We start from the raw sequence: 23,960 nt of genomic DNA on the forward strand, positions 1-23,960 counted from the left end.
TCCGACCGGAGATTCAAATGAAAGACCTGCTCAATCTGTTCAACCAGCAGCGCGTGATGCCGGATTTCGATGCGATCAAGATCGCATTGGCGTCGCCCGAGCTGATCCGCTCGTGGTCGTACGGCGAAGTGAAGAAGCCGGAAACCATCAACTACCGCACCTTCAAGCCGGAGCGTGACGGCCTGTTCTGCGCCGCCATCTTCGGGCCGGTGAAGGACTACGAGTGCCTGTGCGGCAAGTACAAGCGCATGAAGCACCGCGGCGTGGTGTGCGAGAAGTGCGGCACCGAGGTCACCCTGGCCAAGGTGCGCCGCGAGCGCATGGGCCACATCGAGCTGGCCAGCCCCACCGCGCACATCTGGTTCCTGAAGTCGCTGCCCTCGCGCATCGGCCTGATGCTGGACATGACCCTGCGCGACATCGAGCGCATCCTGTACTTCGAGGCCTTCGTGGTGATCGATCCGGGCATGACTGCGCTCGAGCGCGGCCAGCTGCTCAGTGAGGACCAGTACCTGGAAGCCACCGAGGAGCATGGTGACGAGTTCGATGCCCGCATGGGCGCCGAGGCCGTCTACCAGTTGCTGAAGTCGCTGGACCTGCCGGCCGAAGTGATCCGCCTGAAGGAAGAGATCGGTTCCACCGGCTCGGAGACCAAGCTCAAGCGCCTCACCAAGCGCGTGAAGCTGATCGAGGCGTTCCTGGAGTCGGGCAACAAGCCCGAGTGGATGGTGCTGACCGTGCTACCCGTGCTGCCGCCGGACCTGCGTCCGCTGGTGCCGCTGGACGGTGGCCGCTTCGCCACCTCCGACCTGAACGATCTGTACCGCCGCGTCATCAACCGCAACAACCGCCTCAAGCGGCTGCTCGAGCTCAACGCGCCGGACATCATCGTGCGCAACGAGAAGCGCATGCTGCAGGAATCGGTCGACGCGTTGCTCGACAACGGCCGTCGCGGTCGTGCCATCACCGGCACCAACAAGCGCGCGCTGAAGTCGCTGGCCGACATGATCAAGGGCAAGCAGGGCCGGTTCCGCCAGAACCTGCTCGGCAAGCGCGTGGACTACTCCGGCCGTTCGGTGATCGTGGTCGGTCCGACCCTGCGCCTGCACCAGTGCGGTCTGCCCAAGAAGATGGCGCTGGAGCTGTTCAAGCCGTTCATCTTCGCCAAGCTGCAGGCGCGTGGCGAAGCCACCACCATCAAGGCGGCGAAGAAGCTGGTCGAGCGCGAAGAGCCGATGGTGTGGGACATTCTCGAGGACGTGATCCGCGAGCATCCGGTGCTGCTCAACCGCGCACCGACCCTGCACCGTCTGGGCATCCAGGCGTTCGAGCCGAAGCTGATCGAGGGCAAGGCCATCCAGCTGCACCCGCTGGTCTGCACGGCGTTCAACGCCGACTTCGACGGCGACCAGATGGCCGTGCACGTGCCGCTGTCGATCGAGGCGCAGCTGGAAGCGCGCGCGCTGATGATGTCGTCCAACAACATCCTCAGCCCCGCCAATGGCGAGCCGATCATCGTGCCGACCCAGGACGTGGTGCTGGGCCTGTACTACATGACCCGCGAGCTGATCAACGCCAAGGGCAGCGGCATGGTGTTTTCCGGCGTCAGCGAAGTGCGCCGCGCCTACGACAACCGCGCGGTGGAACTGCACGCCAAGGTCAAGGTGCGCCTGCAGCTTTCGCACGTGGCCGAGGATGGCTCGCTCACGCATGAAACCGCGCTGGTCGAGACCACCGTGGGCCGCGCGTTGCTGGCCGAGATCCTGCCCGAGGGCCTGCCGTTCGCGCTGGCCAATACCGAGCTGACCAAGAAGAACATCTCGCGCCTGATCAACTCCAGCTACCGCCTGCTGGGCTTGAAGGAAACGGTCGTGTTCGCCGACAAGCTGATGTACACCGGCTACCGCTTCGCCACGCGCGCCGGTATCTCGATCGGCATCGACGACATGCTGATTCCGGTAGAGAAGAAGCCGATCTTGGAGGACGCCGAGAAGGAAGTCGTCGAGATCCAGCAGCAGTACCAGTCCGGCCTGGTCACCGCCGGCGAGCGCTACAACAAGGTGGTCGACATCTGGTCGCGCACCAGCGAACTGGTGGCCAAGGCGATGATCGACGGCATCGGTACCGAAAAGGTGACCGACGCCGAAGGCAAGACGGTCAACCAGAAGTCGATGAACTCGCTGTACATCATGGCCGACTCCGGCGCGCGTGGTTCCGTGGCGCAGATCCGCCAGCTGGCCGGCATGCGTGGCCTGATGGCGCGTCCGGATGGCTCCATCATCGAGACTCCGATCAAGGCCAACTTCCGCGAAGGCCTGAACGTGCTGCAGTACTTCAACTCCACCCACGGTGCCCGCAAGGGCCTGGCCGATACGGCGTTGAAGACGGCGAACTCCGGTTACCTCACCCGTCGCCTGGTCGACGTGGCGCAGGACGTGGTCATCACCATGGACGACTGCGGCACCGAGGATGGCATCATCATGCAGCCGATCGTCGAAGGCGGCGATGTGGTCGAGCCGTTGCGCGAGCGCGTGCTGGGCCGCGTCGTGGTGGGCGACGTCTACGCGCCCGGCGACGACGACGAGCCGATCGTGCTTTCCGACACCTTGCTGGACGAGGCGCTGGTCGAGAAGCTCGACAAGGCCGGCGTGCAATTGCTCAAGGTGCGTTCGCCGATCACCTGCGAAGCGGCGCATGGCGTGTGCAAGCTCTGCTACGGCCGCGACCTGGCCCGTGGCCACCTGGTCAACATGGGCGAGGCCGTGGGCGTGGTCGCCGCGCAGTCGATCGGCGAGCCCGGCACCCAGCTGACCATGCGTACCTTCCACATCGGCGGTGCGGCCTCGCGTGCGGCGGCAGTGGACAACGTGACGGTGAAGACCACCGGCTCGCTGAAGTACAACAACCTGAAGTCGGTGCAGCACAAGTCCGGCCACCTGGTGGCGGTGTCGCGTTCGGGCGAGCTCAGCGTCATCGACGCCAGCGGCCGCGAGCGCGAGCGCTACAAGGTGCCCTACGGCGCCACCATTGCGGTCAAGGACGGCGCGGCGGTCAAGCCCGGCCAGACCGTGGCCAACTGGGACCCGCATACCCATCCGATCGTCACCGAGGTGGCCGGCGTGGTGCGCTTCATCGACTTCCTCGATGGCGTCACCGTGCAGAGCCAGACCGACGAACTGACCGGCCTGGAGTCGGCGGTGGTCACCGATCCGAAGCGTCGCGGCGCGCAGGCCAAGGACCTGCGCCCCATCGTGCGCCTGGAAGACGCCAAGGGCCGCGAGCTGAAGTTGCCGGGTACCGACATCGCCGCGCAGTACTTCCTGCCGGCCGGTGCGATCGTGTCGATCCAGAACGGTGCCGAAGTGGGCGTGGGCGACGTGATCGCGCGTATCCCGCAGGAAACCTCCAAGACCCGCGACATCACCGGTGGTCTGCCGCGCGTGGCCGACCTGTTCGAGGCGCGCAAGCCGAAGGAGCCGGCGATCCTGGCCGAGCGGTCCGGCATCATCAGCTTCGGCAAGGACACCAAGGGCAAGCAGCGCCTGATCATCAAGGACGTCGACGGCAACGAGCACGAGGAGCTGATTCCCAAGTGGCGCCAGGTCATCGTGTTCGAGGGCGAGCATGTGGAGAAGGGCGAAACCGTCGTCGACGGCGAGCCGAGCCCGCATGACATCCTGCGCCTGCTGGGCGTGGAGCAGCTGGCCTCGTATCTGGTCAAGGAGATCCAGGACGTTTATCGCCTGCAGGGCGTGAAGATCAACGACAAGCACATCGAGGCGATCATTCGCCAGATGCTGCGCAAGGTCGAGATCGTCGAGCCCGGTGACAGCCACTACCTGCGCGGCGAACAGATCGAACGCGTGCGCATAAACACCGAGAACGAGCGTGCCATCGCCAGGGACGAGCGTCCGGCCGAGTACCAGTCGATCCTGCTGGGCATCACCAAGGCATCGCTGGCCACCGAGTCCTTCATCTCGGCGGCATCGTTCCAGGAGACCACCCGCGTCCTCACCGAGGCAGCGGTTCGTGGCACGCGCGATACCTTGCGTGGCCTGAAGGAAAATGTTATTGTCGGCCGTCTTATTCCGGCAGGTACGGGCTTGGCCTACCACGCAGGGCGTCGCCGCCAGGGTGGTCTGACCGATCTGGAGCTGGATACCCTTTCCGGCTCCACGTCCCCGGCTTCCTTTGCCGAAGCGCCGGTCAGCAGTGAAGATGGTGCCGAGTAAGCCTCGATAGGTCTTGCTCGCCGACATACGAAATGAGGTGCAAGGAAGCACCTCGTGTTCGGGTCACGGATGGCGGAGCGTCAGCTTGCCCAGGTGAGCGCGCTCATGTTAAATTCCCGCTTCTTGGCAGACCGAGCTTATTCGGGCTGCCTTTATGTTTTCAGGAACAGCTTCGCATGACGACAGTCAATCAATTGGTGCGCAAGAACCGCAGCCCCAAGACCTACAAGAGCGGGTCGCCGGCCCTGCAGAGCAGCCCGCAGCGTCGCGGTGTCTGCACGCGTGTTTACACGACCACGCCGAAAAAGCCCAACTCGGCGTTGCGCAAGGTCGCCAAGGTGCGCCTCACCAACGGTTTCGAGGTGATCAGCTACATCGGTGGCGAAGGTCACAACCTGCAGGAGCACTCGGTGGTGCTGATCCGCGGCGGCCGCGTCAAGGATCTCCCCGGCGTGCGTTACCACACGGTACGCGGCAGCCTCGACTGCGCCGGCGTCACCAAGCGCCGTCAATCGCGTTCGAAGTACGGCGCCAAGCGCCCGAAGAAATAATGTCGTGCGGCCCTCGCTGGCCGCTTTACAGGCGGGCAGGAATGTCCGCGAAAATAACGGACAACAAACATGTCGCGTAAAGGTTCACATCCCGCCCGTCTGATCCTGCCGGACCCCAAGCATGGCAGCCAGCTGATCGCCCGTTTCATCAACATGGTGATGAAGAGCGGCAAGAAGTCGGTCGCCGAAAGCATTGTCTACGGCGCTCTGCAGCACATCGGCGAAAAGAACGCCGAGCCGGTCGCCCTGGTCGAGAAGGCGCTGAACAACATCGCCCCGGCGGTCGAGGTGAAGTCCCGTCGTGTCGGCGGCGCCACCTACCAGGTGCCGGTTGAAGTGCGTCCGGGCCGCCGCATGGCGCTGGCGATGCGCTGGGTGATCGACTCCGCCCGCAAGCGTGGCGAAACCTCGATGCCGCGCAAGCTGGCTGCCGAACTGCTGGAGGCTTCCGAGAGTCGCGGCGGCGCCGCCAAGAAGCGCGAAGAGACGCATCGCATGGCGGAAGCCAACAAGGCCTTCTCGCACTACCGCTGGTAAGAGATTTGCGTCGCCGTCGACGATGGCAACGATCGGCCCGCCATCAAACGCGGGCCTCGATGATTCGGCCGTCGCCATGACGGCGCAGATGGTCCGGCATCGTTGCCGGACCGTCGGTTATTCAGAAGCCGCCTCGTCATGATGGGGCAAGCCAGCCGGCACCCAGGCCGGATATTCATAAGCGCAACGGCCCGGATGGCTGTCACAAACCAGGGCAGGCAGCCCGATACAGGTAAATATCAATGGCACGCACCACTCCCCTCGAACGCTACCGCAACTTCGGCATCATGGCTCACATCGATGCCGGCAAGACCACGACCACGGAGCGCATCCTGTTCTATACGGGCGTCAGTCACAAGATTGGCGAAGTGCACGACGGCGCGGCCACGATGGACTGGATGGAGCAGGAGCAGGAGCGCGGCATCACCATCACGTCGGCGGCGACGACGGCGTTCTGGAAGGGCATGGACGGTTCGCTGCCGCAGCATCGCTTCAACATCATCGATACCCCGGGACACGTCGATTTCACCATCGAGGTGGAGCGTTCGCTGCGCGTGCTCGACGGCGCCGTGTTCGTGCTGTGCGCCGTCGGTGGCGTGCAGCCGCAGTCCGAAACGGTCTGGCGGCAGGCCAACAAGTACAAGGTGCCGCGCCTCGCGTTCGTCAACAAGATGGACCGTACCGGTGCCAATTTCGACAAGGTCGTCAGCCAGCTGCGGGCGCGTCTCGGTGCGCATGCCGTGCCGATGCAGGTGCCGATCGGTGCCGAGGACGGGTTCGAGGGCGTGGTCGATCTGCTCAAGATGAAGGCCGTGATCTGGGACATGGAAACCCAGGGCATGAAGTTCGAATACCGTGACATCCCCGCCGATCTGGCGGACAAGGCGGCCGAAGCGCGCGCCTTCATGGTGGAGTCGGCTGCCGAGGCGACCGAAGAGCTGATGAACAAGTACCTGGAAGAGGGCGACCTCAGCGAGGGCGAGATCATCGACGGACTTCGCCAGCGCACGCTCGCCAACGAGATCATTCCGGTGTACTGCGGCACGGCGTTCAAGAACAAGGGCGTCCAGGCGATGCTCGACGCGGTGGTGCAGCTGCTGCCGTCGCCCGCCGATCGTCCGCCGGTCGCCGGCATCGACGAGGATGAGAACGAGGCCACCCGCAAGGCCGACGACGCCGCGCCGTTCTCCGCGCTCGCGTTCAAGATCATGACCGATCCCTTCGTCGGCTCGCTAACGTTCTTCCGCGTCTATTCGGGTACGCTGAATTCCGGCGATGCCGTCTACAACCCGGTCAAGAGCAAGAAGGAGCGCGTGGGCCGCATCCTGCAGATGCACGCCAACGAGCGCCACGAGCTGAAGGAAGTGCGCGCCGGTGACATCGCTGCGGCGGTCGGTCTGAAGGACGTGACCACCGGCGATACGCTGTGCGCGCAGGATCACATCATCACCCTGGAGCGGATGGCGTTTCCGGAGCCGGTGATCTCGATGGCGGTGGAGCCGAAGACCAAGTCCGACCAGGAAAAGATGGGTATCGCGCTGGGTCGCCTGGCGGCGGAGGATCCCTCGTTCCGCGTGCGCACCGACGAGGAATCCGGCCAGACGATCATCTCCGGCATGGGCGAGCTGCACCTGGACATCCTGGTCGACCGCATGCGCCGCGAGTTCAACGTCGAGGCCAACGTCGGCAAGCCGCAGGTGGCCTATCGCGAAACGATCCGCTCCAGCGACGTCAAGTCCGACTACAAGCATGCCAAGCAGTCGGGCGGCAAGGGCCAGTACGGCCACGTCGTGATCGAGATGTCGCCGATCAGCGCCGAGGATCGCGCGGACGAGAAGCTCGCCGCCACGATCAAGGACGACTTCCTGTTCGTCAACGAGATCACCGGTGGCGTGATTCCGAAGGAATTCATTCCGTCGGTCGAGAAGGGCTTGCGCGAAACCATCACCAGCGGCCCGCTGGCCGGCTTCCCGGTGGTCAACGTCAAGGTGAAGCTGGTCTTCGGCTCGTACCACGACGTCGACTCGTCGGAAATGGCGTTCAAGCTGGCGGCATCGATGGCCTTCAAGCAGGGCTTCGCGAAGGCCAATCCGGTGCTGCTGGAGCCGATCATGAAGGTCGAGATCGTCACGCCCGAGGATTACATGGGCGACGTGATGGGCGACATCAGCAAGCGTCGCGGCATGCTCACCGGCCAGGAGGACACGCCGTCGGGCAAGACCATCAACGCCGAGGTTCCGCTGGGCGAGATGTTCGGCTATGCCACCACGATCCGGTCGCTGACCCAGGGCCGTGCCACCTTCACGATGGAATTCGACCACTACGCCGAGGCGCCGAGCAACGTCGCCGAGCAGGTCATGCACAAGGCCTGATCAGGGCGGGTTGCGCTCTGCAGTTTTTTTCCGAATCACAGTTCTTTCGAGGTTTGAGTCATGGCAAAGGGTAAATTCGAACGCACCAAGCCGCACGTCAACGTCGGCACGATTGGTCACGTGGATCACGGCAAGACGACGCTGACGGCAGCACTGACGAAGGTCGGTGCCGAGCGCTTCGGTGGCGAGTTCAAGGACTACAGCGCGATCGACGCGGCGCCGGAAGAGAAGGCGCGCGGCATCACGATCTCGACGGCGCACGTGGAATACGAATCGCCGACGCGCCACTACGCGCACGTGGACTGCCCGGGGCACGCCGACTACGTGAAGAACATGATCACGGGTGCGGCGCAGATGGACGGTGCGATCCTGGTGTGCTCGGCCGCTGACGGCCCGATGCCGCAGACGCGCGAGCACATCCTGCTGAGCCGCCAGGTGGGCGTGCCGTACATCGTGGTGTTCCTGAACAAGGCCGACATGGTCGACGACGCCGAGCTGCTCGAGCTGGTCGAGATGGAAGTGCGCGAGCTGCTCAGCAAGTACGACTTCCCGGGCGACGACACCCCGATCATCAAGGGTTCGGCGCTGAAGGCGCTGGAAGGCGACCAGAGCGAGATCGGCGTGCCGGCGATCATCCAGCTGGTGGACGCGCTGGACAGCTACATCCCGGAGCCGGTGCGCACGATCGACAAGCCGTTCCTGATGCCGGTGGAAGACGTGTTCTCGATCTCGGGCCGCGGCACCGTGGTGACCGGTCGTATCGAGCGCGGCATCATCAAGGTCGGTGACGAAGTCGAAGTGGTCGGTATCCGCGACACGCAGAAGACCACCGTCACCGGCGTGGAAATGTTCCGCAAGCTGCTGGACCAGGGCCAGGCGGGCGACAACGCCGGTCTGCTGCTGCGCGGCCTGAAGCGTGACGACGTGGAGCGCGGCCAGGTGCTGGCCAAGCCGGGCACGATCACCCCGCACACCAACTTCGAGGCCGAGGTGTACGTGCTGTCGAAGGACGAGGGTGGCCGTCATACGCCGTTCTTCAAGGGCTACCGTCCGCAGTTCTACTTCCGCACGACCGACGTGACCGGTGCCGTGACCCTGCCGGAAGGCGTGGAAATGGTGATGCCGGGCGACAACGTGAAGATGGTGGTCGAGCTGATCCACCCGATCGCGATGGACGAAGGCCTGCGTTTCGCCATCCGCGAAGGCGGCCGCACCGTCGGCGCCGGCGTGGTGGCCAAGGTCATCAAGTAATACTGCGGGAGTCGGGAATCGGGAGTCGGGAATCGGAAAAGCAGCGATCCGCGCTTTTCCGGCTCCACGATTACCGATTCCCCGATCCCGGTTCCCGCACCCAGTGACCGACTCCGGCTGAATTGTCGTCAGGGTCTTCACTAAGGGAATTTTTGCAGGTATACTTCGCAGCTTGCTTATCGACGGACATGGCGTCGTCGATCCACCGCGAAATGAGACACAGGAAGTGTTTCGAGTTCGCCGGCCGTGGACGGCCCTCGCAATATCACTCGATCAAAGGCATGGCCGGTGATCGGTTTTTTTGCGCGAAGGCAAATGCTGGTCCAGGCGAGCTGACGCGGTTCGCCTGGGCTTTTCGAATTTGGGGTGGCGTGTTTGGCGCCCCGATGCGGTGAAAAAAGTAGTGCGGAGCGGTGAGAAGCCGTTCCGTTTCACAGACGTTCTTTCGACAACAGGACACGGTTATGGCGAACCAGAAGATTCGGATTCGGCTGAAAGCGTACGATCACCGGCTGATCGATCGCTCGGCCAGCGAGATTGTCGAGACCGCCAAGCGCACTGGCGCAACGGTACTCGGCCCGATCCCGCTTCCGACCAAGATCGAGCGCTACACGATCCTCACGTCCCCGCACGTGGACAAGGATGCGCGCGATCAATACGAGACCCGCACGCACAAGCGAGTGCTCGACATTGTCGACCCGAACGACAAAACCGTGGACGCGCTCATGAAGCTTGATCTCGCCGCTGGCGTCGATGTTCAGATCAAGCTCGGTTGAGCGACAGACAGGATACGAAGATGAGTATCGGATTGGTTGGCCGCAAATGCGGCATGAGTCGCCTCTTCACTGAAGATGGCCGCTCGATTCCGGTGACGCTGATCGAAGCGACCCCGAATCGCGTGACCCAGCTGAAGACGGAAGATAACGATGGCTACAGCGCCGTCCAGGTTGCGGCGGGCACCAAGCGCGCGAACCTGCTGACGCAGCCGCTGAAGGGCCATTACGCGAAAGCGAAGGTCGAGCCGGGTCGCGGCCTGTGGGAATTCCGCGTGTCCGCCGATGATCTCGGCAAGTACAGCGTCGGTGCCGACATCAAGGCGGACGAGGTGTTCAGCGTCGGCCAGATCGTCGATGTCGCCGGTGTGTCGAAGGGCAAGGGTTTCCAGGGCACGATCAAGCGCTGGAACTTCAAGATGGGCGACGCCACCCACGGTAACTCGCTGTCGCATCGCGCGCCGGGTTCCATCGGTCAGCGTCAGACCCCGGGTCGCGTTTTCCCGGGCAAGAAGATGGCCGGTCACATGGGTGCGGTCAACCGCACGCAGCAGGGCCTGGAAGTGGTCAAGGTCGACGCCGAGCGTCATCTGATCGCGGTCAAGGGCGCCGTTCCCGGTGCCACCGGTGGCGACGTCATCATCCGCCCGACGACGAAGAGCTGAGGAGAGACGCCATGGAACTCAATGTCATTGGCGCCAAGCCGCTCAACGTGTCCGACGAAGTGTTCGGCGGTGAGTACAAGAAGGCCCTGGTTCACCAGGTCGTGGTGGCCTACCAGGCCGCCGGCCGCGCCGGTACCAAGGCGCAGCTCTCGCGTGGCGAGATGTCCGGTACCACCAAGAAGTTCAAGAAGCAGAAGGGCGGCGGCGCCCGTCACGGCGACTACCGCGCTCCGATCTTCATCGGCGGTGGTGTCGCGTTTGCCGCCAAGCCGCGCAACTACCAGCAGAAGGTCAACCGCAAGGCGTACCGCGTGGCGATCCGCTCGATTTTCTCCGAGCTGGTTCGTCAGGATCGCCTGAAGGTCGTCGAGAGCTTCGGTGTCGAGACGCCGAAGACTTCCGCGATGGTCGCCAAGCTGGCCGAGCTGAAGGTTTCCGGTCGCGTCCTGCTGGTGTCCGAAGATGCGTCCGAGTCGGTGTTTCTGGCCGCGCGCAACATCCCCTATATCCATGTGCTGGACGTGATGGGCCTTAACCCCGTCAGCCTGGTCGGCTCCGACCACGTGGTGGCGACGGTCGATGCGGTGAAGAAGATCGAGGAGTGGCTGGCATGAACAACGAACGCATTCTCGATACGCTGCGTGCGCCGCACATTTCCGAGAAATCGGCGCGCCTGGCCGAGCACAACCAGTACGTATTCGTGGTGGCCCCCGCGGCAACCAAGGCCGATGTCCGCGCTGCCGTGGAGAAGCTGTTCGACGTGAAAGTCGAGCAGGTGAACCTCGTCAACACGAAAGGCAAGGTCAAGTCCTTCCGTTTCCGCGCTGGCAGCCGCCAGGGCAAGCGCAAGGCCTATGTGCGTCTTGCCGATGGCCAGACCATCGACGTGTCCGCCAAGGCCTGAGCCAGGAGTTCTTTGAGATGGCACTAATCAACCACAAGCCGACCTCGCCGGGCCGTCGTGACGCCGTCAGCGTCAAGACGGAAGGCCTGTACAAGGGTGCGCCGTATGCGGCGTTGACCGAGTCGCAGTCCCGCAGCGGTGGTCGCAACCATCATGGCCGCATCACCGTGCGTCATCGTGGCGGCGGTCACAAGCAGCATTACCGCATCATCGATTTCAAGCGCGACAAGGAAGGCATCGCCGCCCGCGTCGAGCGCATCGAATACGATCCGAACCGCACCGCGCACATCGCACTGCTGTGCTACGCCGATGGCGAGCGCCGTTACATCATCGCGCCCAAGGGCGTGCAGGTGGACGATCGCCTGGTGTCCGGCCGCGATGCGCCGATCAAGGCCGGCAACTGCCTGCAGCTGCGCAACATCCCGATGGGCAGCACGATCCATTGCATCGAGCTGCGTCCGGGCAAGGGCGCGCAGATCGCCCGCAGCGCCGGCGCCTCGGTGCAGCTGGTGGCGCGCGAGTCCGGCTACGCCACCTTGCGTCTGCGCTCCGGCGAGATGCGTCGCGTCTCGGTCGATTGCCGCGCCACCATCGGCGAAGTCGGCAACGGCGAGCACAGCCTGAAGAAGCTGGGCAAGGCTGGCGCCAAGCGCTGGGTCGGCATTCGTCCCACCGTTCGCGGTGTGGTGATGAACCCGGTCGACCATCCGCACGGCGGTGGTGAAGGCAAGACCTCCGGCGGTCGTCATCCGGTCAGCCCGTGGGGCACGCCGGCGAAGGGTTACAAGACCCGCAACAACAAGCGCACGCAGCAGTTCATCGTGCGTCGTCGTACGAAGTAACAGGAAACCGACATGCCTCGCTCTCTGAAGAAAGGTCCGTTCGTCGACCTTCACCTCGTGAAGAAGGTGGAAGCTGCGGTTTCCGCCAACAACAAGCGTCCGATCAAGACCTGGTCGCGCCGCTCGATGATCCTGCCGGAAATGGTCGGCTTGACCATCGCCATCCACAACGGCCGTCAGCACGTGCCCGTTCTGATCAACGAGAACATGGTCGGGCACAAGCTCGGCGAGTTCGCGGTGACCCGGACGTTCAAGGGCCATGTCGGCGACAAGAAGGGCAAGTGATGAGCACTGAAGCCAAAGCGATCCTGCGTGGCGCCCGCATCTCGGCGCAAAAGGCACGCCTGGTGGCTGATCTCGTCCGCGGGCTTCCCGTGGGCCGGGCCAGCGACGTGCTCACCTACACCAACAAGAAGGCGGCACACCTCGTTCGCAAGGTGCTGCTGTCGGCCGTCGCCAATGCCGAGAACAACCTCGGCGCCGACGTCGACGAACTGAAGGTGTCCAGCATCTTCGTCGACGAGGGTCCGGCGATGAAGCGCATGTACGCACGGGCCAAGGGCCGCGGTTCGCGCATCCTGAAACGCACCAGCCACATCACTGTGGTTGTTGGCAACTGACCGAGGATATAGACGATGGGTCATAAAGTTCATCCCACCGGTATCCGCCTCGGCATTGCCAAGGACTGGAACTCGAAGTGGTATGCGAACAAGCGTGATTACGCCACGTACCTCGTGGCGGACATCAAGGTTCGCGACATGCTGAAGAAGAAGCTGGCCCAGGCCGGCATCTCGAAGATCCAGATCGAGCGCCCGGCCAAGACCGCGCGCGTGACGATCCACACGGCCCGCCCGGGCGTGGTGATCGGCAAGAAGGGCGAGGATATCGAGAAGCTGCGCAAGGAAGTCAGCGACATGATGGGCGTCCCGACGCACATCAACGTCAGCGAAGTGCGCAAGCCCGAGCTCGACGCGCAGCTGGTGGCCGAGTCGATCGCGCAGCAGCTGGAGCGCCGCATCATGTTCCGCCGCGCGATGAAGCGCTCGGTCGGCAACGCGATGCGCCTGGGTGCGCTGGGCGTCAAGATCAACGTATCCGGTCGTCTGAACGGCGCCGAGATCGCCCGTTCCGAATGGAGCCGCGAAGGTCGCGTGCCGCTGCATACGCTGCGTGCCGACATCGACTACGGCTTCGCCGAGGCGAACACCACCTACGGCATCATCGGCATCAAGGTGTGGATCTTCAAGGGCGAGATTTTCGATCTCGCCGCCGCCACCCAGGAGTCGAAGGACGAGCCGTCGCAGCCGCGCCGCGAGGGTGGCGAAGGTCGTCGTAACGATTCGCGTCGCGAGGCCGGTGACGGCCGCCGCGAGCGGTCTGCGAAGTAAGGAGAGTTGCCATGTTGCAACCTAAGCGAACCAAATACCGCAAGCAGTTCAAGGGCCGCAACGACGGTCTGGCCCAGTGCGCCAACCTCGTCAGCTTCGGCGAGTACGGCCTGAAGGCGATCACGCATGGCGCGATCACCGCGCGTCAGATCGAGGCCGCACGTCGTTGCATCACCCGCTACGTCAAGCGCGGCGGCAAGTTGTGGATCCGCGTGTTCCCCGACAAGCCGATCACCAAGAAGCCGATCGAAGTGCGCATGGGTGCCGGCAAGGGCAGCGTCGAGTTCTGGGTTGCCCAGATCCAGCCCGGCCGCATGCTTTACGAGATCGAGGGTCTCGACGAGGCCACGGCGCGTGAGGCGTTCCGTCTGGCGGCGGCGAAGCTGTCCGTGCAGACCCAGTTCGTGACCAGGGCGGTGATGTGATGGCCAGCAAAGATATCAATAACCAGTCGGTCGACGAGTTGAAGCAGCACCTGCTGGACCTGCGCAAGGAGCAGTTCAATCTGCGCATGCAGAAGGGTTCCGGCCAGCTCACCCAGCCGCACCAGCTTCGCCGCGTTCGGCGTGACATCGCCCGCACGAAGTTCGTGCTCGGCGGCAAGAAGTAAGGGACAGCCGAGATGAGCGCCAACAATCAAGAAGTTCAAGCAGAAGCGAAGCAGGCGCGCACCCTCGAGGGTCGCGTGACCAGCAACAAGATGAACAAGACGGTCACCGTGCTGGTCGAGCGCCAGGTGCAGCATTGGCTGCTGGGCAAGATCATCCGTCGTTCGACCAAGCTGCACGCGCAGGACGACCTGGGTGCGAACGAGGGCGATCTCGTGCGTATCGCCGAGTGCCGTCCGCTGTCCAAGACCAAGCATCACCGTGTGGTCGAAATCATCACGCGCGCCAGCGTCTAAGGGAGGGTGCAGACATGATTCAGGTGCAAAGCACGCTCTCCGCGGCGGACAACAGCGGCGCGAAGGAACTGATGTGCATCAAGGTGCTTGGCGGTTCGAAGCGCCGTTATGCCGCGATCGGCGATGTCATCAAGGTCACCGTGAAGGATGCGATTCCCCGCGGCAAGGTGAAGAAGGGCGAGGTGTACAGCGCCGTGGTGGTCCGTACCGCCAAGGGTGTGCGCCGTCCCGATGGTTCGCTGATCCGTTTCGACGGCAATGCAGCGGTCCTCCTCAACAACAAGCTCGAGCCGATCGGCACCCGTATTTTCGGGCCGGTTACCCGCGAGCTGCGCAGCGAGAAGTTCATGAAGATCGTCTCCCTCGCGCCTGAAGTGCTCTGAGCGGAGTCAAGACATGAACCGTATCCGTAAAGGTGATCAGGTCCTGGTGATCACCGGCAAGAACAAGGGCCAACGCGGCGATGTGCTGCGTGTTGCAGGCGAGCGCGTGTTCGTCTCCAACGTGAATCTGGTCAAGCGCCACACCAAGCCGAACCCGCAGGCCAACCAGGCTGGCGGTATCGTCGAGCGTGAAGCTTCGATCCATCTCTCCAATGTGCAGCTGTTCAACCCCGCCACGAACAAGGGTGAACGCGTCGGCATCAAAACGCTCGAAGATGGGCGCAAGGTCCGCGTGTTCCGTTCGAATGGCGAGGTCGTGGACGCGTAAGGAACACGATCATGACGCGCCTTGAAAAGTTTTATAAAGAGCAGGTAGTGCCGAAGCTCACCGAGCAGTTCGGCTACCAGAACGTGATGCAGGTTCCCCGCATCACCAAGATCACGCTGAACATGGGCGTGGGCGAAGCGGCCGGCAACAAGAAGGTGCTGGAAAATGCCGTGGCCGACATGGCCAAGCTTTCCGGCCAGAAGCCGATCACGACCAAGGCGCGCGTTTCCGTGGCCTCGTTCAAGATCCGCGACGGCTGGCCGATCGGCTGCAAGGTCACCTTGCGCCGTGCCCAGATGTGGGAGTTCATGGATCGCCTGATCAACATCTCGCTGCCGCGCGTGCGCGACTTCCGCGGCGTGTCGGCGAAGGCGTTCGACGGCCGCGGCAACTACAACTTCGGCGTCAAGGAACAGATCATCTTCCCGGAGATCGATTTCGACCAGGTCGACGCGCTGCGCGGTATGGATATCTCCATCACCACCACCGCCAAGACCGACGACGAAGCCAAGGCCTTGCTGGCCGCGTTCAGCTTCCCGTTCCGCAACTGACAGGCGCAATCCATGGCAAAGACATCAATGGTGAACCGCGACATCAAGCGGACCAAACTCGCCCAGAAGTACGCCGCCAAGCGCGCCGAACTGAAGGCTATCGTGCTGAGCACCACCGCCTCCTACGAGGAGAAGATGGACGCCCAGGGCAAGCTGCAGAAGCTGCCGCGTGACGCCAGCCCGGTGCGCCAGCGTACGCGTTGCGCACTGACCGGCCGTCCGCGCGCCGTCTATGCGAAGTTCGGCCTGGGCCGCAACAAGCTGCGTGAAGCGACCATGCGCGGCGACGTGCCGGGCCTGCGCAAGGCCAGCTGGTAATTCGATTCGAGCCGGCGGCGGGGCATGGGCCCCGGCGCCGAGCCATGCGCTGGCATGTCGCCACCGCTGATGCGACTACCGCATCGACGTTCGCTAAAACCTGATAAAGCTGATATAGTCGTCGGTCTGCGCAACGCAGGCCGGCGTCTTTGCCGGCTCACAATCTGATTGATTTCCGGTTTTATCGGATATCGGTGCACTCTGAAGGATGTTTTCATGAGCATGACTGATCCCATCGCCGATCTGTTTACGCGCGTGCGCAATGCCCAGGCCATGGGCAAGCCGTCCGTCCGTATACCGTCGTCGAAGTTGAAGGTGGCGATCGCCAACCTTCTCAAGAACGAGGGCTACATCCTCGATTTCAAGACCTCAGCCGAGGAAGGCAAGCCGGTACTCGAGATCCAGCTCAAGTACTTCGACGGCGCGCCTGCCATCGAGACCATCTCCCGTGTCAGCCGCTCCGGCCTGCGTGTGTATCGCGGCAAGGACGAGCTGCCCAAGGTACTCGGGGGTCTGGGTATTTCCATCATTTCGACTTCCGCCGGTCTGCTGACCGACGCACAGGCCCGTGCCAAGGGTCTGGGCGGCGAAGTCATTGGCCAAGTGGCATAAGGAGTCGATCATGTCACGAGTAGCCAAACAGCCGATCACCCTGCCCAAGGGCGTGGAACTGGTCGTGGGTGCCGAGAACATTTCGGTGAAGGGCCCGAAGGGTACCTTGTCCGTTCATCACCTGCCGGGCGTTTCGGTGGCGGTGGACAATGGCGTTGCCACCATCAGCCTCGCCGAGGGCACCGACGACATGTTCGGCGGCACCGCGCGCGCGTTGCTGGCCAACATGGTCAAGGGTGTCTCCGACGGTTACGAGCGCAAGCTGGAGCTGGTCGGCGTGGGTTACCGCGCCTCGATGGCCGGCAAGTCGCTGAACCTCAGCCTCGGGTTCTCCCACCCGGTGGTGTTCGATGCGCCCGAGGGCATCAGCATCGAGACGCCGACGCAGACCGAAGTCCTCATCAAGGGCAGCGACAAGCAGCGCGTCGGCCAGGTAGCGGCCAAGATCCGCGGCTTCCGTCCGCCCGAGCCGTACAAGGGCAAGGGCGTCCGCTATGCCGGTGAGAAGATCACGATGAAGGAAGCCAAGAAGGCTTAAGTGAGTCAACCACACTCATACAAGTCGATCCGCTTCCTGGAGATATAACGATGAACAAGAACGAAAGTCGTCTGCGCCGCGCCAAGTCCACCCGCGCGCACATCCGCAAGCTGGCGGTTGCGCGCCTGTCGGTGCATCGCTCCGGCCAGCATCTGTACGCGCAGGTGTTCGATGCTTCCGGCGCCAACGTGGTGGCAGCCGCCTCGACGTTGCAGAAGTCGGTGGCCGAAGGCCTGAAGGGCACCAAGAACCTGGCCGCCGCCGCGGCGGTGGGCAAGGCCGTGGCCGAGCGCGCCCGGGCTGCCGGTATCGAATCGGTGGCGTTCGACCGCTCCGGTTTCCGCTATCACGGTCGCATCAAGGCGCTGGCCGAGGCCGCTCGCGAAGCGGGCCTGAAATTCTGAGAAAGCAGCATTTGGTTCGACATTGCCCTTTGGGCGTGTCGGTACCGCCAGCGACATCTACAACTCCAAGCGGCTCAGCCGCAAGCAAAGTCCCGGATGATCCGGGCATACGGAATCGATAAATGTCTTCCAATGATCGCGAAAATTCGGACGGCCTGCTCGAAAAGCTGATTGCCGTCAACCGCGTGGCCAAGACCGTCAAGGGTGGCCGCCAGATGAGTTTCACCGCGCTGACGGTAGTCGGCGACGGCGAGGGCAAGGTCGGCTTTGGCTATGGCAAGGCGCGCGAAGTGCCGGTGGCCATCTCCAAGGCGATGGAGCGTGCGCGCCGCCAGATGGTGAACATCGAGCTGAACAACGGCACGTTGTGGTATGCCATCAAGGCCAACCACGGTGCGGCCCGCGTCTACATGCAGCCCGCTTCCGAAGGTACCGGCGTGATTGCCGGCGGCGCCATGCGTGCCGTGCTGGAAGTGGTCGGCGTCAAGAACGTGCTGGCCAAGGCGGTCGGTTCGCGCAATCCGATCAACCTGGTGCGCGCCACCATCAAGGGTCTGCAGGCGGTCGCCTCGCCCAAGAAGATCGCCGCCAAGCGTGGCAAGTCCCTGGAAGAGGTGCTCGGCAATGGCTAAGTCTCAAGCAACCGCCGACAAGACCGTGCGCGTGCGCCTGGTCAAGGGCCTGCGTGGCGTGCAGGCGCGTCACCGGCTCAGCGTGAAGGCGCTGGGTCTGGGCAAGGTCAATGATGTCCGCGAATTGAAGGACAGCCCGCAGGTTCGTGGCCTGATCAACACGGTCTACTACCTGGTCCGGGTCGAGGAGTAATCATCATGCGTCTGAATGACATCAAGCCGGCCGCCGGTTCCCGCAAGACGCGCCTGCGCGTCGGTCGCGGCATCGGTTCGGGCCTGGGCAAGACCGCCGGTCGCGGTCACAAGGGTCAGCATGCCCGCGCGGGCGGCACCCACAAGTACGGTTTCGAAGGCGGCCAGATGCCGCTGAACCGCCGGATGCCGAAGGTCGGCTTCCGTTCCAAGCTGAAGGTCGGCAGCCAGGAAGTGTTCCTGTACCAGCTGGCCAGCCTCAAGGCTGACGTGATCGACGTCGTTGCGCTGCATCAGGCCGGCCTGATCAACAGCCGCGCCAAGAAGGTCAAGGTCGTCCTGAAGGGCGAGATCGGTCGCGCCGTGAAGCTGTCCGGCCTGCTGGCTACCGCTGGCGCCAAGGCGGCCATCGAGGCGGCCGGCGGCAGCGTGGAGTAAGACGGTGGCAGCAGCCAAGGGCAATGCACTCGGCAAGCTCGGCAAGCTGACGGAGCTCCGCCAGCGCATCTTCTTCGTGATCGGCGCGCTGGTGGTGTTCCGCCTGGGCTCGTTCATTCCGGTGCCCGGTGTCAACCCGGCGGCGATGACGAGCCTGGTCAACGGCAACGGCCTGATGGACATGTTCAACATGTTCTCGGGCGGTGCACTGGAGCGGTTTTCGGTATTCGCGCTCGGCGTGATCCCGTACATCTCCGCGTCGATCGTGATCCAGATGATGGGATCGGTGGTGCCAAGCCTGCAGGCCTTGCGCAAGGAAGGCGAGTCCGGCAAGCGCAAGATGACGATGTACACGCGCTTCGGTACGGTGGGGCTGGCATTGTTCCAGTCGTTCGGTATCGCGGTGGCGCTGCAGAAGCAGGTTGCCGCCGGCGGGGCGCCGGTGGTCTACCATCCGGGCTTCGGCTTCATCATGGCGTCGGTGATCGGGCTTACCGCGGGAACCATGTTCCTGATGTGGCTGGGCGAGCAGATGACCGAGCGCGGCATCGGCAACGGCATTTCGCTGCTGATCTTCGCCGGCATCGTCGCGGGCCTGCCCGAAGCGGTGGTGCATACGCTGGGCATGGCCAGCAACGGCGAGTTGTCGGTGCTCAAGCTGCTGATGGTGTTTGCGCTGGTGCTGGCGGTGACCGCCTTCGTGGTGTTCATGGAGCGTGCGCAACGGCGCATCACCGTGAATTACGCGCGGCGCGGTGGCGGCCAGAACGCCTATCAGAACCAGAGCTCGCACCTGCCGCTGAAGATCAACATGTCGGGCGTGATCCCGCCGATCTTCGCGTCCAGCCTGCTGATGTTCCCGGCAACCGCGATTACCTGGTTCGGTACCGGGCATCAGGCGCGCTGGCTGCAGGAGCTGACCCAGTCGTTGAACCCGGGCGAGCCGCTTTACGACATCGTCTACTCGATACTGGTGATCGGCTTCGCGTTCTTCTATACGGCGATCGTCTTCAACGCCGACGAGACCGCCGACAACCTGAAGCGGTCGGGCGCGCTGATTCCGGGTATCCGCCCGGGTCGGGCCACCGCCAGCTACGTCGACGCGGTGATGACGCGCCTGACCGGTGTGGGTGCCCTGTATCTGGTGCTGGTGTGTCTGGTGCCGTCGTTCATGCAGAGCTTCTGGCACGTACCGTTCTACTTCGGCGGCACGTCGCTGCTGATCGTGGTGGTGGTGGTGATGGACTTCACGTCGCAGATCCAGGCGCACCTGGTCAGTCATCAGTACGAAAGTCTGCTCAAGAAGGCCAACCTTCGCCGCAGTTGAGCTGCGTGTGGCGGGTTCGAAGTCGGGAGGTGGCGGCACCGCGGTGCCGCAGGGCTTTCCGGACAGTGTAATTCAGGTTAGAATTGCGCGTTTACCGCGCACGAAACGCATCGGAGAAAGAACATCATGGCGCGCATCGCGGGTGTCAATTTGCCGGTCCAGAAACATGTCTGGGTCGGTCTGCAGAGCATTTACGGTATCGGCCGCAGCCGGGCCAAGAAGGTCTGCGTGGATGCTGGCGTGGTTCCCACCACCCAGATCAAATCCCTCAGCGAGGGTGAGGTGGAGAAAATCCGCCACGAGATCGGCAAGTACATTGTCGAAGGTGATCTGCGTCGCGAGGTGGGTATTGCCATCAAGCGTCTGATGGATCTTGGTTGCTACCGTGGCCTGCGCCATCGTCGTGGCCTGCCTGTGCGCGGTCAGCGCACGCGTACCAACGCACGCACCCGCAAGGGTCCCCGTCGCGCGATCAAGAAGTAACGGATTCCGAATATGGCCAAGCCGGTAAAAGCAAAGAAGAAGATCAAGCGGGTCGTCACCGACGCGGTGGCGCACGTGCAGGCCTCCTTCAACAACACCATCGTCACCATCACCGATCGCCAGGGCAACGCCTTGTCGTGGGCTACCGCCGGCGGCGCCGGTTTCCGTGGCTCGCGCAAGTCGACCCCGTTCGCTGCCCAGGTCGCCGCCGAGAAGGCCGGTCGCGTGGCTGGCGAGTATGGCGTCAAGACCGTCGAAGTGCGGATCAAGGGCCCCGGCCCGGGTCGCGAATCGGCCGTGCGCTCGCTGAACGCGTTGGGCTTCAAGGTGCTCAACATCATCGACGTCACGCCGATCCCGCACAACGGCTGCCGTCCCCCCAAGAAGCGTCGAGTCTAAGGAGCATACCCATGGCCCGTTATCGTGGAGCTACCTGCAAACTCGCCCGTCGCGAGGGTGCGGATCTCAACCTGAAGAGCCCGGCGCGCGCGCTGGACTCCAAGTGCAAGCTGGAAAACAAGCCCGGCCAGCATGGCGCCAACAAGCGCATGCGCATGTCCGACTACGCTGTGCAGTTGCGCGAGAAGCAGAAGGTCAAGCGCATCTACGGCGTGCTCGAGCGCCAGTTCAGCAACTACTACACCAAGGCGACCACCCTCAAGGGCAACACGGGTGAAAACCTGCTGCGCCTGCTCGAGAGCCGCCTGGACAACGTCGTCTACCGGATGGGTTTCGCGGTCACCCGCGCCCAGGCCCGTCAGCTGGTCGCCCACAAGGCGATCCTGGTGAACGGCAAGAAAGTGAATATTCCCTCGTACCAGGTTCGTCCCGGCGACGCGATTGCACTGACTGAGAAGGCGCGCAGCCAACTGCGCGTGCAGGAGGCGGCAACCGTGTTCGACACCATGGACCTGCGTCCGATCTGGGTCGAGGTCGATGCCAAGAAATTTGAAGGTACGTTCAAGTCGGTGCCGGATCGCGGCGACCTGCCGTCCGACATCAATGAAGCATTGATCATCGAGCTTTACTCGAAGTAATTACCGGAGCTCTGCATGGCAGTTTCGTCAACTAGCGTGCTGCGGCCTCGTGGCCTCAGCGTCGAACAGCTCGGAGCCAACCGCGCCAAGGTGGTGGTCGAGCCGCTCGAGCGTGGCTTTGGCCACACCCTGGGCAACGCGCTGCGTCGCGTGCTGCTCTCCTCGATCCCTGGCAGCGCCATCGTCGAGGTGGAAATCGATGGCGTGCTGCACGAGTACACCACCCTCGAGGGTCTGCAGGAGGACGTGATCGAAGTCCTGCTCAACCTGAAGGAAGTGGCGATTCGTCAGCACACCGGCGATGAGGTCACCCTCACGCTGTCCAAGAAGGGCAAGGGCGTGGTCACCGCCGGCGACATCGCCGTCGATCACTCGGTGGAGATCATCAACCCCGAGCACGTGATCTGCCACCTGACCAAGGACATCGCCCTCAACATGCGCCTGAAGGTGCGTCGCGGCGTCGGCTACCAGCCGGCCAGCGCGCGCCAGCATCCGGATGACGAGGCGCGCCCGATCGGTCGGCTGCAGCTGGATGCGTCGTTTGCCCCCGTGTTGCGCGTCGCCTACGAGGTGGATGCCGCTCGCGTCGAGCAGCGCACCAACCTGGACAAGCTGGTCCTCGACATCGAGACCAACGGCACCATCAACGCCGAGGATGCGGTGCGCAAGGCGGCCGAGATCATCAACGACCAGTTGTCGGTCTTTGGCGATTTCTCGCGTCGCGAGAACGACATCAGCACCGCCGAGAAGAGCGGTTTCGATCCGCTGCTGCTGCGTCCGATCGACGACCTGGAGCTCACCGTGCGTTCGGCGAACTGCCTGAAGGCCGAGAGCATCTACTACATCGGCGATCTGGTGCAGAAGACCGAGGTCGAGCTGCTGAAGACGCCCAACCTGGGCAAGAAGTCGCTGACCGAAATCAAGGACGTGCTGGGTGGTCGTGGCCTGGCCCTGGGCATGAAGCTCGAAAACTGGCCGCCGCCGGGCTTGTCCCACGGCATGCAGTTGGGTTGATGAGTTGTTTGTGCGATCGATCCTTGATCGCTGCAGTTGCAAGATATCGGCCGGAGTGTGTTTAACGCTCTGGCCGAGCACCAAAAGCGGCCATCCATGGCCGCACTCTTCATAAGAGCCTGCTCCGATGGGGCTCATACAAGCGGGTAATCCGCGGAAAGCCGGACGCAGGTGCCGGCTTTTCATAACAACAGACAGAGAGTTTTCCACCATGCGCCACCAATATGCCGGACGCAAGCTCAACCGCACCAGCAGCCATCGCGAAGCCATGTTCAAGAACATGGCCTCGTCGCTGTTCAAGCACGAGCTGATTCGTACCACCCTGCCCAAGGCGAAGGAGCTTCGCCGCGTGGCCGAGCCGCTGATCACGCTGGCCAAGACCGATGGCGTTGCCAACCGCCGCCTGGCCTTCTCGCGCCTGCGCGACAAGGAAGCGGTGGGCAAGCTGTTCGTCGAACTGGGCCCGCGCTACCGCGAGCGTCCCGGTGGCTACCTGCGCATCCTCAAGTGCGGCTTCCGCCCCGGCGACAATGCGCCGATGGCGTACGTCGAACTGGTGGGTCGCCCGCAGGCAGAGGCCGTCGACGCCGACTGATCGCGCGGACATCCAGACGTCCAGACACGAGACCCCGGTTGGGCAACCTTCCGGGGTTTTTGTTTGTCGAAGGCGCGCTCTGTTCGTTGCCAGCGTGATCAGGTAGTCCCGGCGGCCCGGCATGCTGACAGCATCCGCACGAACCGTTAATGTCAGGAATTCACCATGCAGCTAGATGCCATGAATCCACTTCGCTGGTCGTATCGCGTCGGTTTCCTCGTCGGTTTTTGTGTTTGCGTCGGTTTGCTGGCCTTCGCCCTGTACGCCGAATATGGCCTTGGCATGGTGCCTTGCCCGCTGTGCGTGTTTCAGCGCATCGCCTTCCTGGCGATGGGCCTCTTTTTCCTGCTGGGCGGGTTGCACGCGCCGGCCGGGCGCCCGGGCCGATGGACGTATGCCGCTCTGGTGCTGCTGAGCGGGTTGGGCGGGGTGATTACCGCCGGTCGGCATCTGTGGCTGCAAACGCTGCCGCCCGACCAGGTGCCGTCCTGCGGCCCCGGGATCGGCTATCTGTTCGATGCATTTCCGCTGGGCAAGATGCTGAAGCTGGTGTTCACCGGTTCGGGCGAGTGCGCCAAGGTGGAACCGATCCTGGGCTTGCCGATGCCGGCGTGGAGCCTGTTGTGGTTCCTGTTGCTGGCCGCGCTGGCGATCGTGGCAAGCCGTCGCCGCGCGGTGGAGCAGTGATC

The 23,960-nt window shown here is 63.4% G+C and carries 33 protein-coding genes; all 33 read left to right on the top strand.

The window, feature by feature from the left end; genetic code table 11:
• The first annotated feature begins 17 nt into the window (after positions 1-17).
• The 33 genes from rpoC (at position 18) to ABD017_RS01075 (ending at position 23,958) form a co-directional block, all read left to right on the top strand.
• The gene (gene rpoC, locus ABD017_RS00915; protein ID WP_343879279.1) at positions 18-4,232 is read left to right on the top strand and encodes a DNA-directed RNA polymerase subunit beta'; all 4,215 of its coding nucleotides are present in this window, start codon (positions 18-20) and stop codon (positions 4,230-4,232) included.
• A gap of 176 nt (positions 4,233-4,408) precedes the next feature.
• Positions 4,409-4,783, top strand: coding sequence for a 30S ribosomal protein S12 (rpsL, locus tag ABD017_RS00920; RefSeq protein ID WP_007083021.1), 375 nt, complete (start codon positions 4,409-4,411; stop codon positions 4,781-4,783).
• A 69-nt stretch (positions 4,784-4,852) separates the two neighbouring features.
• On the top strand, positions 4,853-5,320 hold the full coding sequence (gene rpsG, locus ABD017_RS00925; RefSeq protein ID WP_007083022.1) for a 30S ribosomal protein S7: 468 nt from the start codon (positions 4,853-4,855) through the stop codon (positions 5,318-5,320).
• Positions 5,321-5,562: 242 nt separating this feature from the next.
• Positions 5,563-7,692, top strand: a complete 2,130-nt coding sequence (gene fusA / locus ABD017_RS00930) for an elongation factor G (protein ID WP_343879282.1) — start codon at positions 5,563-5,565, stop codon at positions 7,690-7,692.
• A 60-nt stretch (positions 7,693-7,752) separates the two neighbouring features.
• Positions 7,753-8,943: an elongation factor Tu gene (gene tuf / locus ABD017_RS00935; protein WP_343879264.1), complete on the top strand. Its 1,191-nt coding sequence runs from the start codon at positions 7,753-7,755 to the stop codon at positions 8,941-8,943.
• A gap of 464 nt (positions 8,944-9,407) precedes the next feature.
• A complete protein-coding gene (rpsJ, locus tag ABD017_RS00940; protein WP_007082173.1) occupies positions 9,408-9,719 on the top strand; it encodes a 30S ribosomal protein S10 in 312 nt (103 codons plus the stop codon).
• A gap of 20 nt (positions 9,720-9,739) precedes the next feature.
• The gene (gene rplC / locus ABD017_RS00945; protein ID WP_056080653.1) at positions 9,740-10,381 is read left to right on the top strand and encodes a 50S ribosomal protein L3; all 642 of its coding nucleotides are present in this window, start codon (positions 9,740-9,742) and stop codon (positions 10,379-10,381) included.
• An 11-nt stretch (positions 10,382-10,392) separates the two neighbouring features.
• Positions 10,393-10,995 (top strand): 50S ribosomal protein L4, encoded by a 603-nt coding sequence (gene rplD, locus ABD017_RS00950; RefSeq protein WP_343879285.1) that lies wholly within the window; start codon positions 10,393-10,395, stop codon positions 10,993-10,995.
• Positions 10,992-11,285 (top strand): 50S ribosomal protein L23, encoded by a 294-nt coding sequence (gene rplW / locus ABD017_RS00955; RefSeq protein ID WP_007082176.1) that lies wholly within the window; start codon positions 10,992-10,994, stop codon positions 11,283-11,285. Before rplD ends, rplW begins: the two co-directional genes overlap by 4 nt.
• 17 nt (positions 11,286-11,302) lie before the next feature.
• Positions 11,303-12,127, top strand: a complete 825-nt coding sequence (rplB, locus tag ABD017_RS00960) for a 50S ribosomal protein L2 (protein WP_343879288.1) — start codon at positions 11,303-11,305, stop codon at positions 12,125-12,127.
• 12 nt (positions 12,128-12,139) lie between these two features.
• On the top strand, positions 12,140-12,412 hold the full coding sequence (rpsS, locus tag ABD017_RS00965; protein WP_007082178.1) for a 30S ribosomal protein S19: 273 nt from the start codon (positions 12,140-12,142) through the stop codon (positions 12,410-12,412).
• On the top strand, positions 12,412-12,747 hold the full coding sequence (rplV, locus tag ABD017_RS00970; RefSeq protein ID WP_007082179.1) for a 50S ribosomal protein L22: 336 nt from the start codon (positions 12,412-12,414) through the stop codon (positions 12,745-12,747). Before rpsS ends, rplV begins: the two co-directional genes overlap by 1 nt.
• Positions 12,748-12,762: 15 nt before the next feature.
• Complete coding sequence (rpsC, locus tag ABD017_RS00975; RefSeq protein WP_343879291.1) at positions 12,763-13,515, top strand: 30S ribosomal protein S3; 753 nt, start codon at positions 12,763-12,765, stop codon at positions 13,513-13,515.
• Positions 13,516-13,526: 11 nt separating this feature from the next.
• On the top strand, positions 13,527-13,940 hold the full coding sequence (gene rplP / locus ABD017_RS00980; RefSeq protein WP_343879293.1) for a 50S ribosomal protein L16: 414 nt from the start codon (positions 13,527-13,529) through the stop codon (positions 13,938-13,940).
• Positions 13,940-14,125, top strand: coding sequence for a 50S ribosomal protein L29 (gene rpmC, locus ABD017_RS00985; protein ID WP_343879295.1), 186 nt, complete (start codon positions 13,940-13,942; stop codon positions 14,123-14,125). The genes rplP and rpmC overlap by 1 nt, the downstream gene beginning before the upstream one ends.
• 12 nt (positions 14,126-14,137) lie before the next feature.
• Entirely contained in the window at positions 14,138-14,419 is a 282-nt protein-coding gene (rpsQ, locus tag ABD017_RS00990) for a 30S ribosomal protein S17 (RefSeq protein WP_007082183.1), read from the top strand.
• A 14-nt stretch (positions 14,420-14,433) separates the two neighbouring features.
• Positions 14,434-14,802 (top strand): 50S ribosomal protein L14, encoded by a 369-nt coding sequence (gene rplN, locus ABD017_RS00995; protein WP_007082184.1) that lies wholly within the window; start codon positions 14,434-14,436, stop codon positions 14,800-14,802.
• A gap of 13 nt (positions 14,803-14,815) precedes the next feature.
• The gene (gene rplX / locus ABD017_RS01000) at positions 14,816-15,130 is read left to right on the top strand and encodes a 50S ribosomal protein L24 (RefSeq protein WP_343879298.1); all 315 of its coding nucleotides are present in this window, start codon (positions 14,816-14,818) and stop codon (positions 15,128-15,130) included.
• Between the two features lie 8 nt (positions 15,131-15,138).
• Positions 15,139-15,681, top strand: coding sequence for a 50S ribosomal protein L5 (gene rplE, locus ABD017_RS01005; RefSeq protein ID WP_343880610.1), 543 nt, complete (start codon positions 15,139-15,141; stop codon positions 15,679-15,681).
• A 12-nt stretch (positions 15,682-15,693) separates the two neighbouring features.
• Positions 15,694-15,999 (top strand): 30S ribosomal protein S14, encoded by a 306-nt coding sequence (gene rpsN / locus ABD017_RS01010; protein ID WP_343879300.1) that lies wholly within the window; start codon positions 15,694-15,696, stop codon positions 15,997-15,999.
• A gap of 216 nt (positions 16,000-16,215) precedes the next feature.
• Positions 16,216-16,611, top strand: a complete 396-nt coding sequence (gene rpsH, locus ABD017_RS01015; RefSeq protein WP_343879302.1) for a 30S ribosomal protein S8 — start codon at positions 16,216-16,218, stop codon at positions 16,609-16,611.
• 10 nt (positions 16,612-16,621) lie between these two features.
• Positions 16,622-17,149 (top strand): 50S ribosomal protein L6, encoded by a 528-nt coding sequence (gene rplF, locus ABD017_RS01020; protein ID WP_343879304.1) that lies wholly within the window; start codon positions 16,622-16,624, stop codon positions 17,147-17,149.
• Positions 17,150-17,199: 50 nt separating this feature from the next.
• Positions 17,200-17,553, top strand: coding sequence for a 50S ribosomal protein L18 (gene rplR, locus ABD017_RS01025; protein WP_425543636.1), 354 nt, complete (start codon positions 17,200-17,202; stop codon positions 17,551-17,553).
• Positions 17,554-17,675: 122 nt separating this feature from the next.
• A complete protein-coding gene (rpsE, locus tag ABD017_RS01030) occupies positions 17,676-18,185 on the top strand; it encodes a 30S ribosomal protein S5 (protein WP_136259078.1) in 510 nt (169 codons plus the stop codon).
• Complete coding sequence (gene rpmD / locus ABD017_RS01035) at positions 18,178-18,378, top strand: 50S ribosomal protein L30 (protein ID WP_343879307.1); 201 nt, start codon at positions 18,178-18,180, stop codon at positions 18,376-18,378. The genes rpsE and rpmD overlap by 8 nt, the downstream gene beginning before the upstream one ends.
• Positions 18,378-18,815, top strand: a complete 438-nt coding sequence (gene rplO, locus ABD017_RS01040; RefSeq protein WP_343880614.1) for a 50S ribosomal protein L15 — start codon at positions 18,378-18,380, stop codon at positions 18,813-18,815. The genes rpmD and rplO overlap by 1 nt, the downstream gene beginning before the upstream one ends.
• Before the next feature lie 4 nt (positions 18,816-18,819).
• Positions 18,820-20,142, top strand: a complete 1,323-nt coding sequence (gene secY, locus ABD017_RS01045; protein ID WP_343879309.1) for a preprotein translocase subunit SecY — start codon at positions 18,820-18,822, stop codon at positions 20,140-20,142.
• A 126-nt stretch (positions 20,143-20,268) separates the two neighbouring features.
• The gene (rpsM, locus tag ABD017_RS01050) at positions 20,269-20,625 is read left to right on the top strand and encodes a 30S ribosomal protein S13 (RefSeq protein WP_343879311.1); all 357 of its coding nucleotides are present in this window, start codon (positions 20,269-20,271) and stop codon (positions 20,623-20,625) included.
• A gap of 12 nt (positions 20,626-20,637) precedes the next feature.
• Entirely contained in the window at positions 20,638-21,024 is a 387-nt protein-coding gene (gene rpsK / locus ABD017_RS01055; protein ID WP_007082196.1) for a 30S ribosomal protein S11, read from the top strand.
• Positions 21,025-21,035: 11 nt separating this feature from the next.
• Positions 21,036-21,662 carry a 30S ribosomal protein S4 gene (gene rpsD, locus ABD017_RS01060; RefSeq protein WP_056080640.1) on the top strand — a complete coding sequence of 209 codons (627 nt, stop codon included), beginning with the start codon at positions 21,036-21,038 and terminating at the stop codon, positions 21,660-21,662.
• A gap of 15 nt (positions 21,663-21,677) precedes the next feature.
• Positions 21,678-22,676, top strand: a complete 999-nt coding sequence (locus ABD017_RS01065) for a DNA-directed RNA polymerase subunit alpha (protein ID WP_056080637.1) — start codon at positions 21,678-21,680, stop codon at positions 22,674-22,676.
• Between the two features lie 211 nt (positions 22,677-22,887).
• Positions 22,888-23,271: a 50S ribosomal protein L17 gene (gene rplQ / locus ABD017_RS01070; protein WP_343879316.1), complete on the top strand. Its 384-nt coding sequence runs from the start codon at positions 22,888-22,890 to the stop codon at positions 23,269-23,271.
• A 180-nt stretch (positions 23,272-23,451) separates the two neighbouring features.
• Positions 23,452-23,958 carry a disulfide bond formation protein B gene (locus ABD017_RS01075; RefSeq protein WP_343879318.1) on the top strand — a complete coding sequence of 169 codons (507 nt, stop codon included), beginning with the start codon at positions 23,452-23,454 and terminating at the stop codon, positions 23,956-23,958.
• Positions 23,959-23,960 lie beyond the last annotated feature (2 nt).

The organism is Rhodanobacter caeni, assembly GCF_039523575.1.
GTDB lineage: Bacteria > Pseudomonadota > Gammaproteobacteria > Xanthomonadales > Rhodanobacteraceae > Rhodanobacter > Rhodanobacter caeni.

Excerpts from the sequence above, each read along its gene's own strand:
- rplD (WP_343879285.1), top strand. The coding sequence starts at position 10,393 with ATGGAACTCAATGTCATTGGCGCCAAGCCGCTCAACGTGTCCGACGAA.
- rpsN (WP_343879300.1), top strand. The coding sequence starts at position 15,694 with ATGGCAAAGACATCAATGGTGAACCGCGACATCAAGCGGACCAAACTC.
- rplR (WP_425543636.1), top strand. The coding sequence starts at position 17,200 with ATGAACAAGAACGAAAGTCGTCTGCGCCGCGCCAAGTCCACCCGCGCG.
- rplP (WP_343879293.1), top strand. The coding sequence starts at position 13,527 with ATGTTGCAACCTAAGCGAACCAAATACCGCAAGCAGTTCAAGGGCCGC.
- rpsQ (WP_007082183.1), top strand. The coding sequence starts at position 14,138 with ATGAGCGCCAACAATCAAGAAGTTCAAGCAGAAGCGAAGCAGGCGCGC.
- rpsC (WP_343879291.1), top strand. The coding sequence starts at position 12,763 with ATGGGTCATAAAGTTCATCCCACCGGTATCCGCCTCGGCATTGCCAAG.
- rpmD (WP_343879307.1), top strand. The coding sequence starts at position 18,178 with ATGGCTAAGTCTCAAGCAACCGCCGACAAGACCGTGCGCGTGCGCCTG.
- ABD017_RS01065 (WP_056080637.1), top strand. The coding sequence starts at position 21,678 with ATGGCAGTTTCGTCAACTAGCGTGCTGCGGCCTCGTGGCCTCAGCGTC.
- rpsD (WP_056080640.1), top strand. The coding sequence starts at position 21,036 with ATGGCCCGTTATCGTGGAGCTACCTGCAAACTCGCCCGTCGCGAGGGT.
- rplQ (WP_343879316.1), top strand. The coding sequence starts at position 22,888 with ATGCGCCACCAATATGCCGGACGCAAGCTCAACCGCACCAGCAGCCAT.
- rplN (WP_007082184.1), top strand. The coding sequence starts at position 14,434 with ATGATTCAGGTGCAAAGCACGCTCTCCGCGGCGGACAACAGCGGCGCG.
- rplW (WP_007082176.1), top strand. The coding sequence starts at position 10,992 with ATGAACAACGAACGCATTCTCGATACGCTGCGTGCGCCGCACATTTCC.
- rpsJ (WP_007082173.1), top strand. The coding sequence starts at position 9,408 with ATGGCGAACCAGAAGATTCGGATTCGGCTGAAAGCGTACGATCACCGG.
- rpsL (WP_007083021.1), top strand. The coding sequence starts at position 4,409 with ATGACGACAGTCAATCAATTGGTGCGCAAGAACCGCAGCCCCAAGACC.
- rplF (WP_343879304.1), top strand. The coding sequence starts at position 16,622 with ATGTCACGAGTAGCCAAACAGCCGATCACCCTGCCCAAGGGCGTGGAA.
- fusA (WP_343879282.1), top strand. The coding sequence starts at position 5,563 with ATGGCACGCACCACTCCCCTCGAACGCTACCGCAACTTCGGCATCATG.
- rpsE (WP_136259078.1), top strand. The coding sequence starts at position 17,676 with ATGTCTTCCAATGATCGCGAAAATTCGGACGGCCTGCTCGAAAAGCTG.
- rpsS (WP_007082178.1), top strand. The coding sequence starts at position 12,140 with ATGCCTCGCTCTCTGAAGAAAGGTCCGTTCGTCGACCTTCACCTCGTG.
- rplC (WP_056080653.1), top strand. The coding sequence starts at position 9,740 with ATGAGTATCGGATTGGTTGGCCGCAAATGCGGCATGAGTCGCCTCTTC.
- rplV (WP_007082179.1), top strand. The coding sequence starts at position 12,412 with ATGAGCACTGAAGCCAAAGCGATCCTGCGTGGCGCCCGCATCTCGGCG.
- rplB (WP_343879288.1), top strand. The coding sequence starts at position 11,303 with ATGGCACTAATCAACCACAAGCCGACCTCGCCGGGCCGTCGTGACGCC.
- tuf (WP_343879264.1), top strand. The coding sequence starts at position 7,753 with ATGGCAAAGGGTAAATTCGAACGCACCAAGCCGCACGTCAACGTCGGC.
- rpoC (WP_343879279.1), top strand. The coding sequence starts at position 18 with ATGAAAGACCTGCTCAATCTGTTCAACCAGCAGCGCGTGATGCCGGAT.
- ABD017_RS01075 (WP_343879318.1), top strand. The coding sequence starts at position 23,452 with ATGAATCCACTTCGCTGGTCGTATCGCGTCGGTTTCCTCGTCGGTTTT.
- rpsG (WP_007083022.1), top strand. The coding sequence starts at position 4,853 with ATGTCGCGTAAAGGTTCACATCCCGCCCGTCTGATCCTGCCGGACCCC.
- rpsM (WP_343879311.1), top strand. The coding sequence starts at position 20,269 with ATGGCGCGCATCGCGGGTGTCAATTTGCCGGTCCAGAAACATGTCTGG.
- rpmC (WP_343879295.1), top strand. The coding sequence starts at position 13,940 with ATGGCCAGCAAAGATATCAATAACCAGTCGGTCGACGAGTTGAAGCAG.
- rpsK (WP_007082196.1), top strand. The coding sequence starts at position 20,638 with ATGGCCAAGCCGGTAAAAGCAAAGAAGAAGATCAAGCGGGTCGTCACC.
- rplX (WP_343879298.1), top strand. The coding sequence starts at position 14,816 with ATGAACCGTATCCGTAAAGGTGATCAGGTCCTGGTGATCACCGGCAAG.
- rpsH (WP_343879302.1), top strand. The coding sequence starts at position 16,216 with ATGAGCATGACTGATCCCATCGCCGATCTGTTTACGCGCGTGCGCAAT.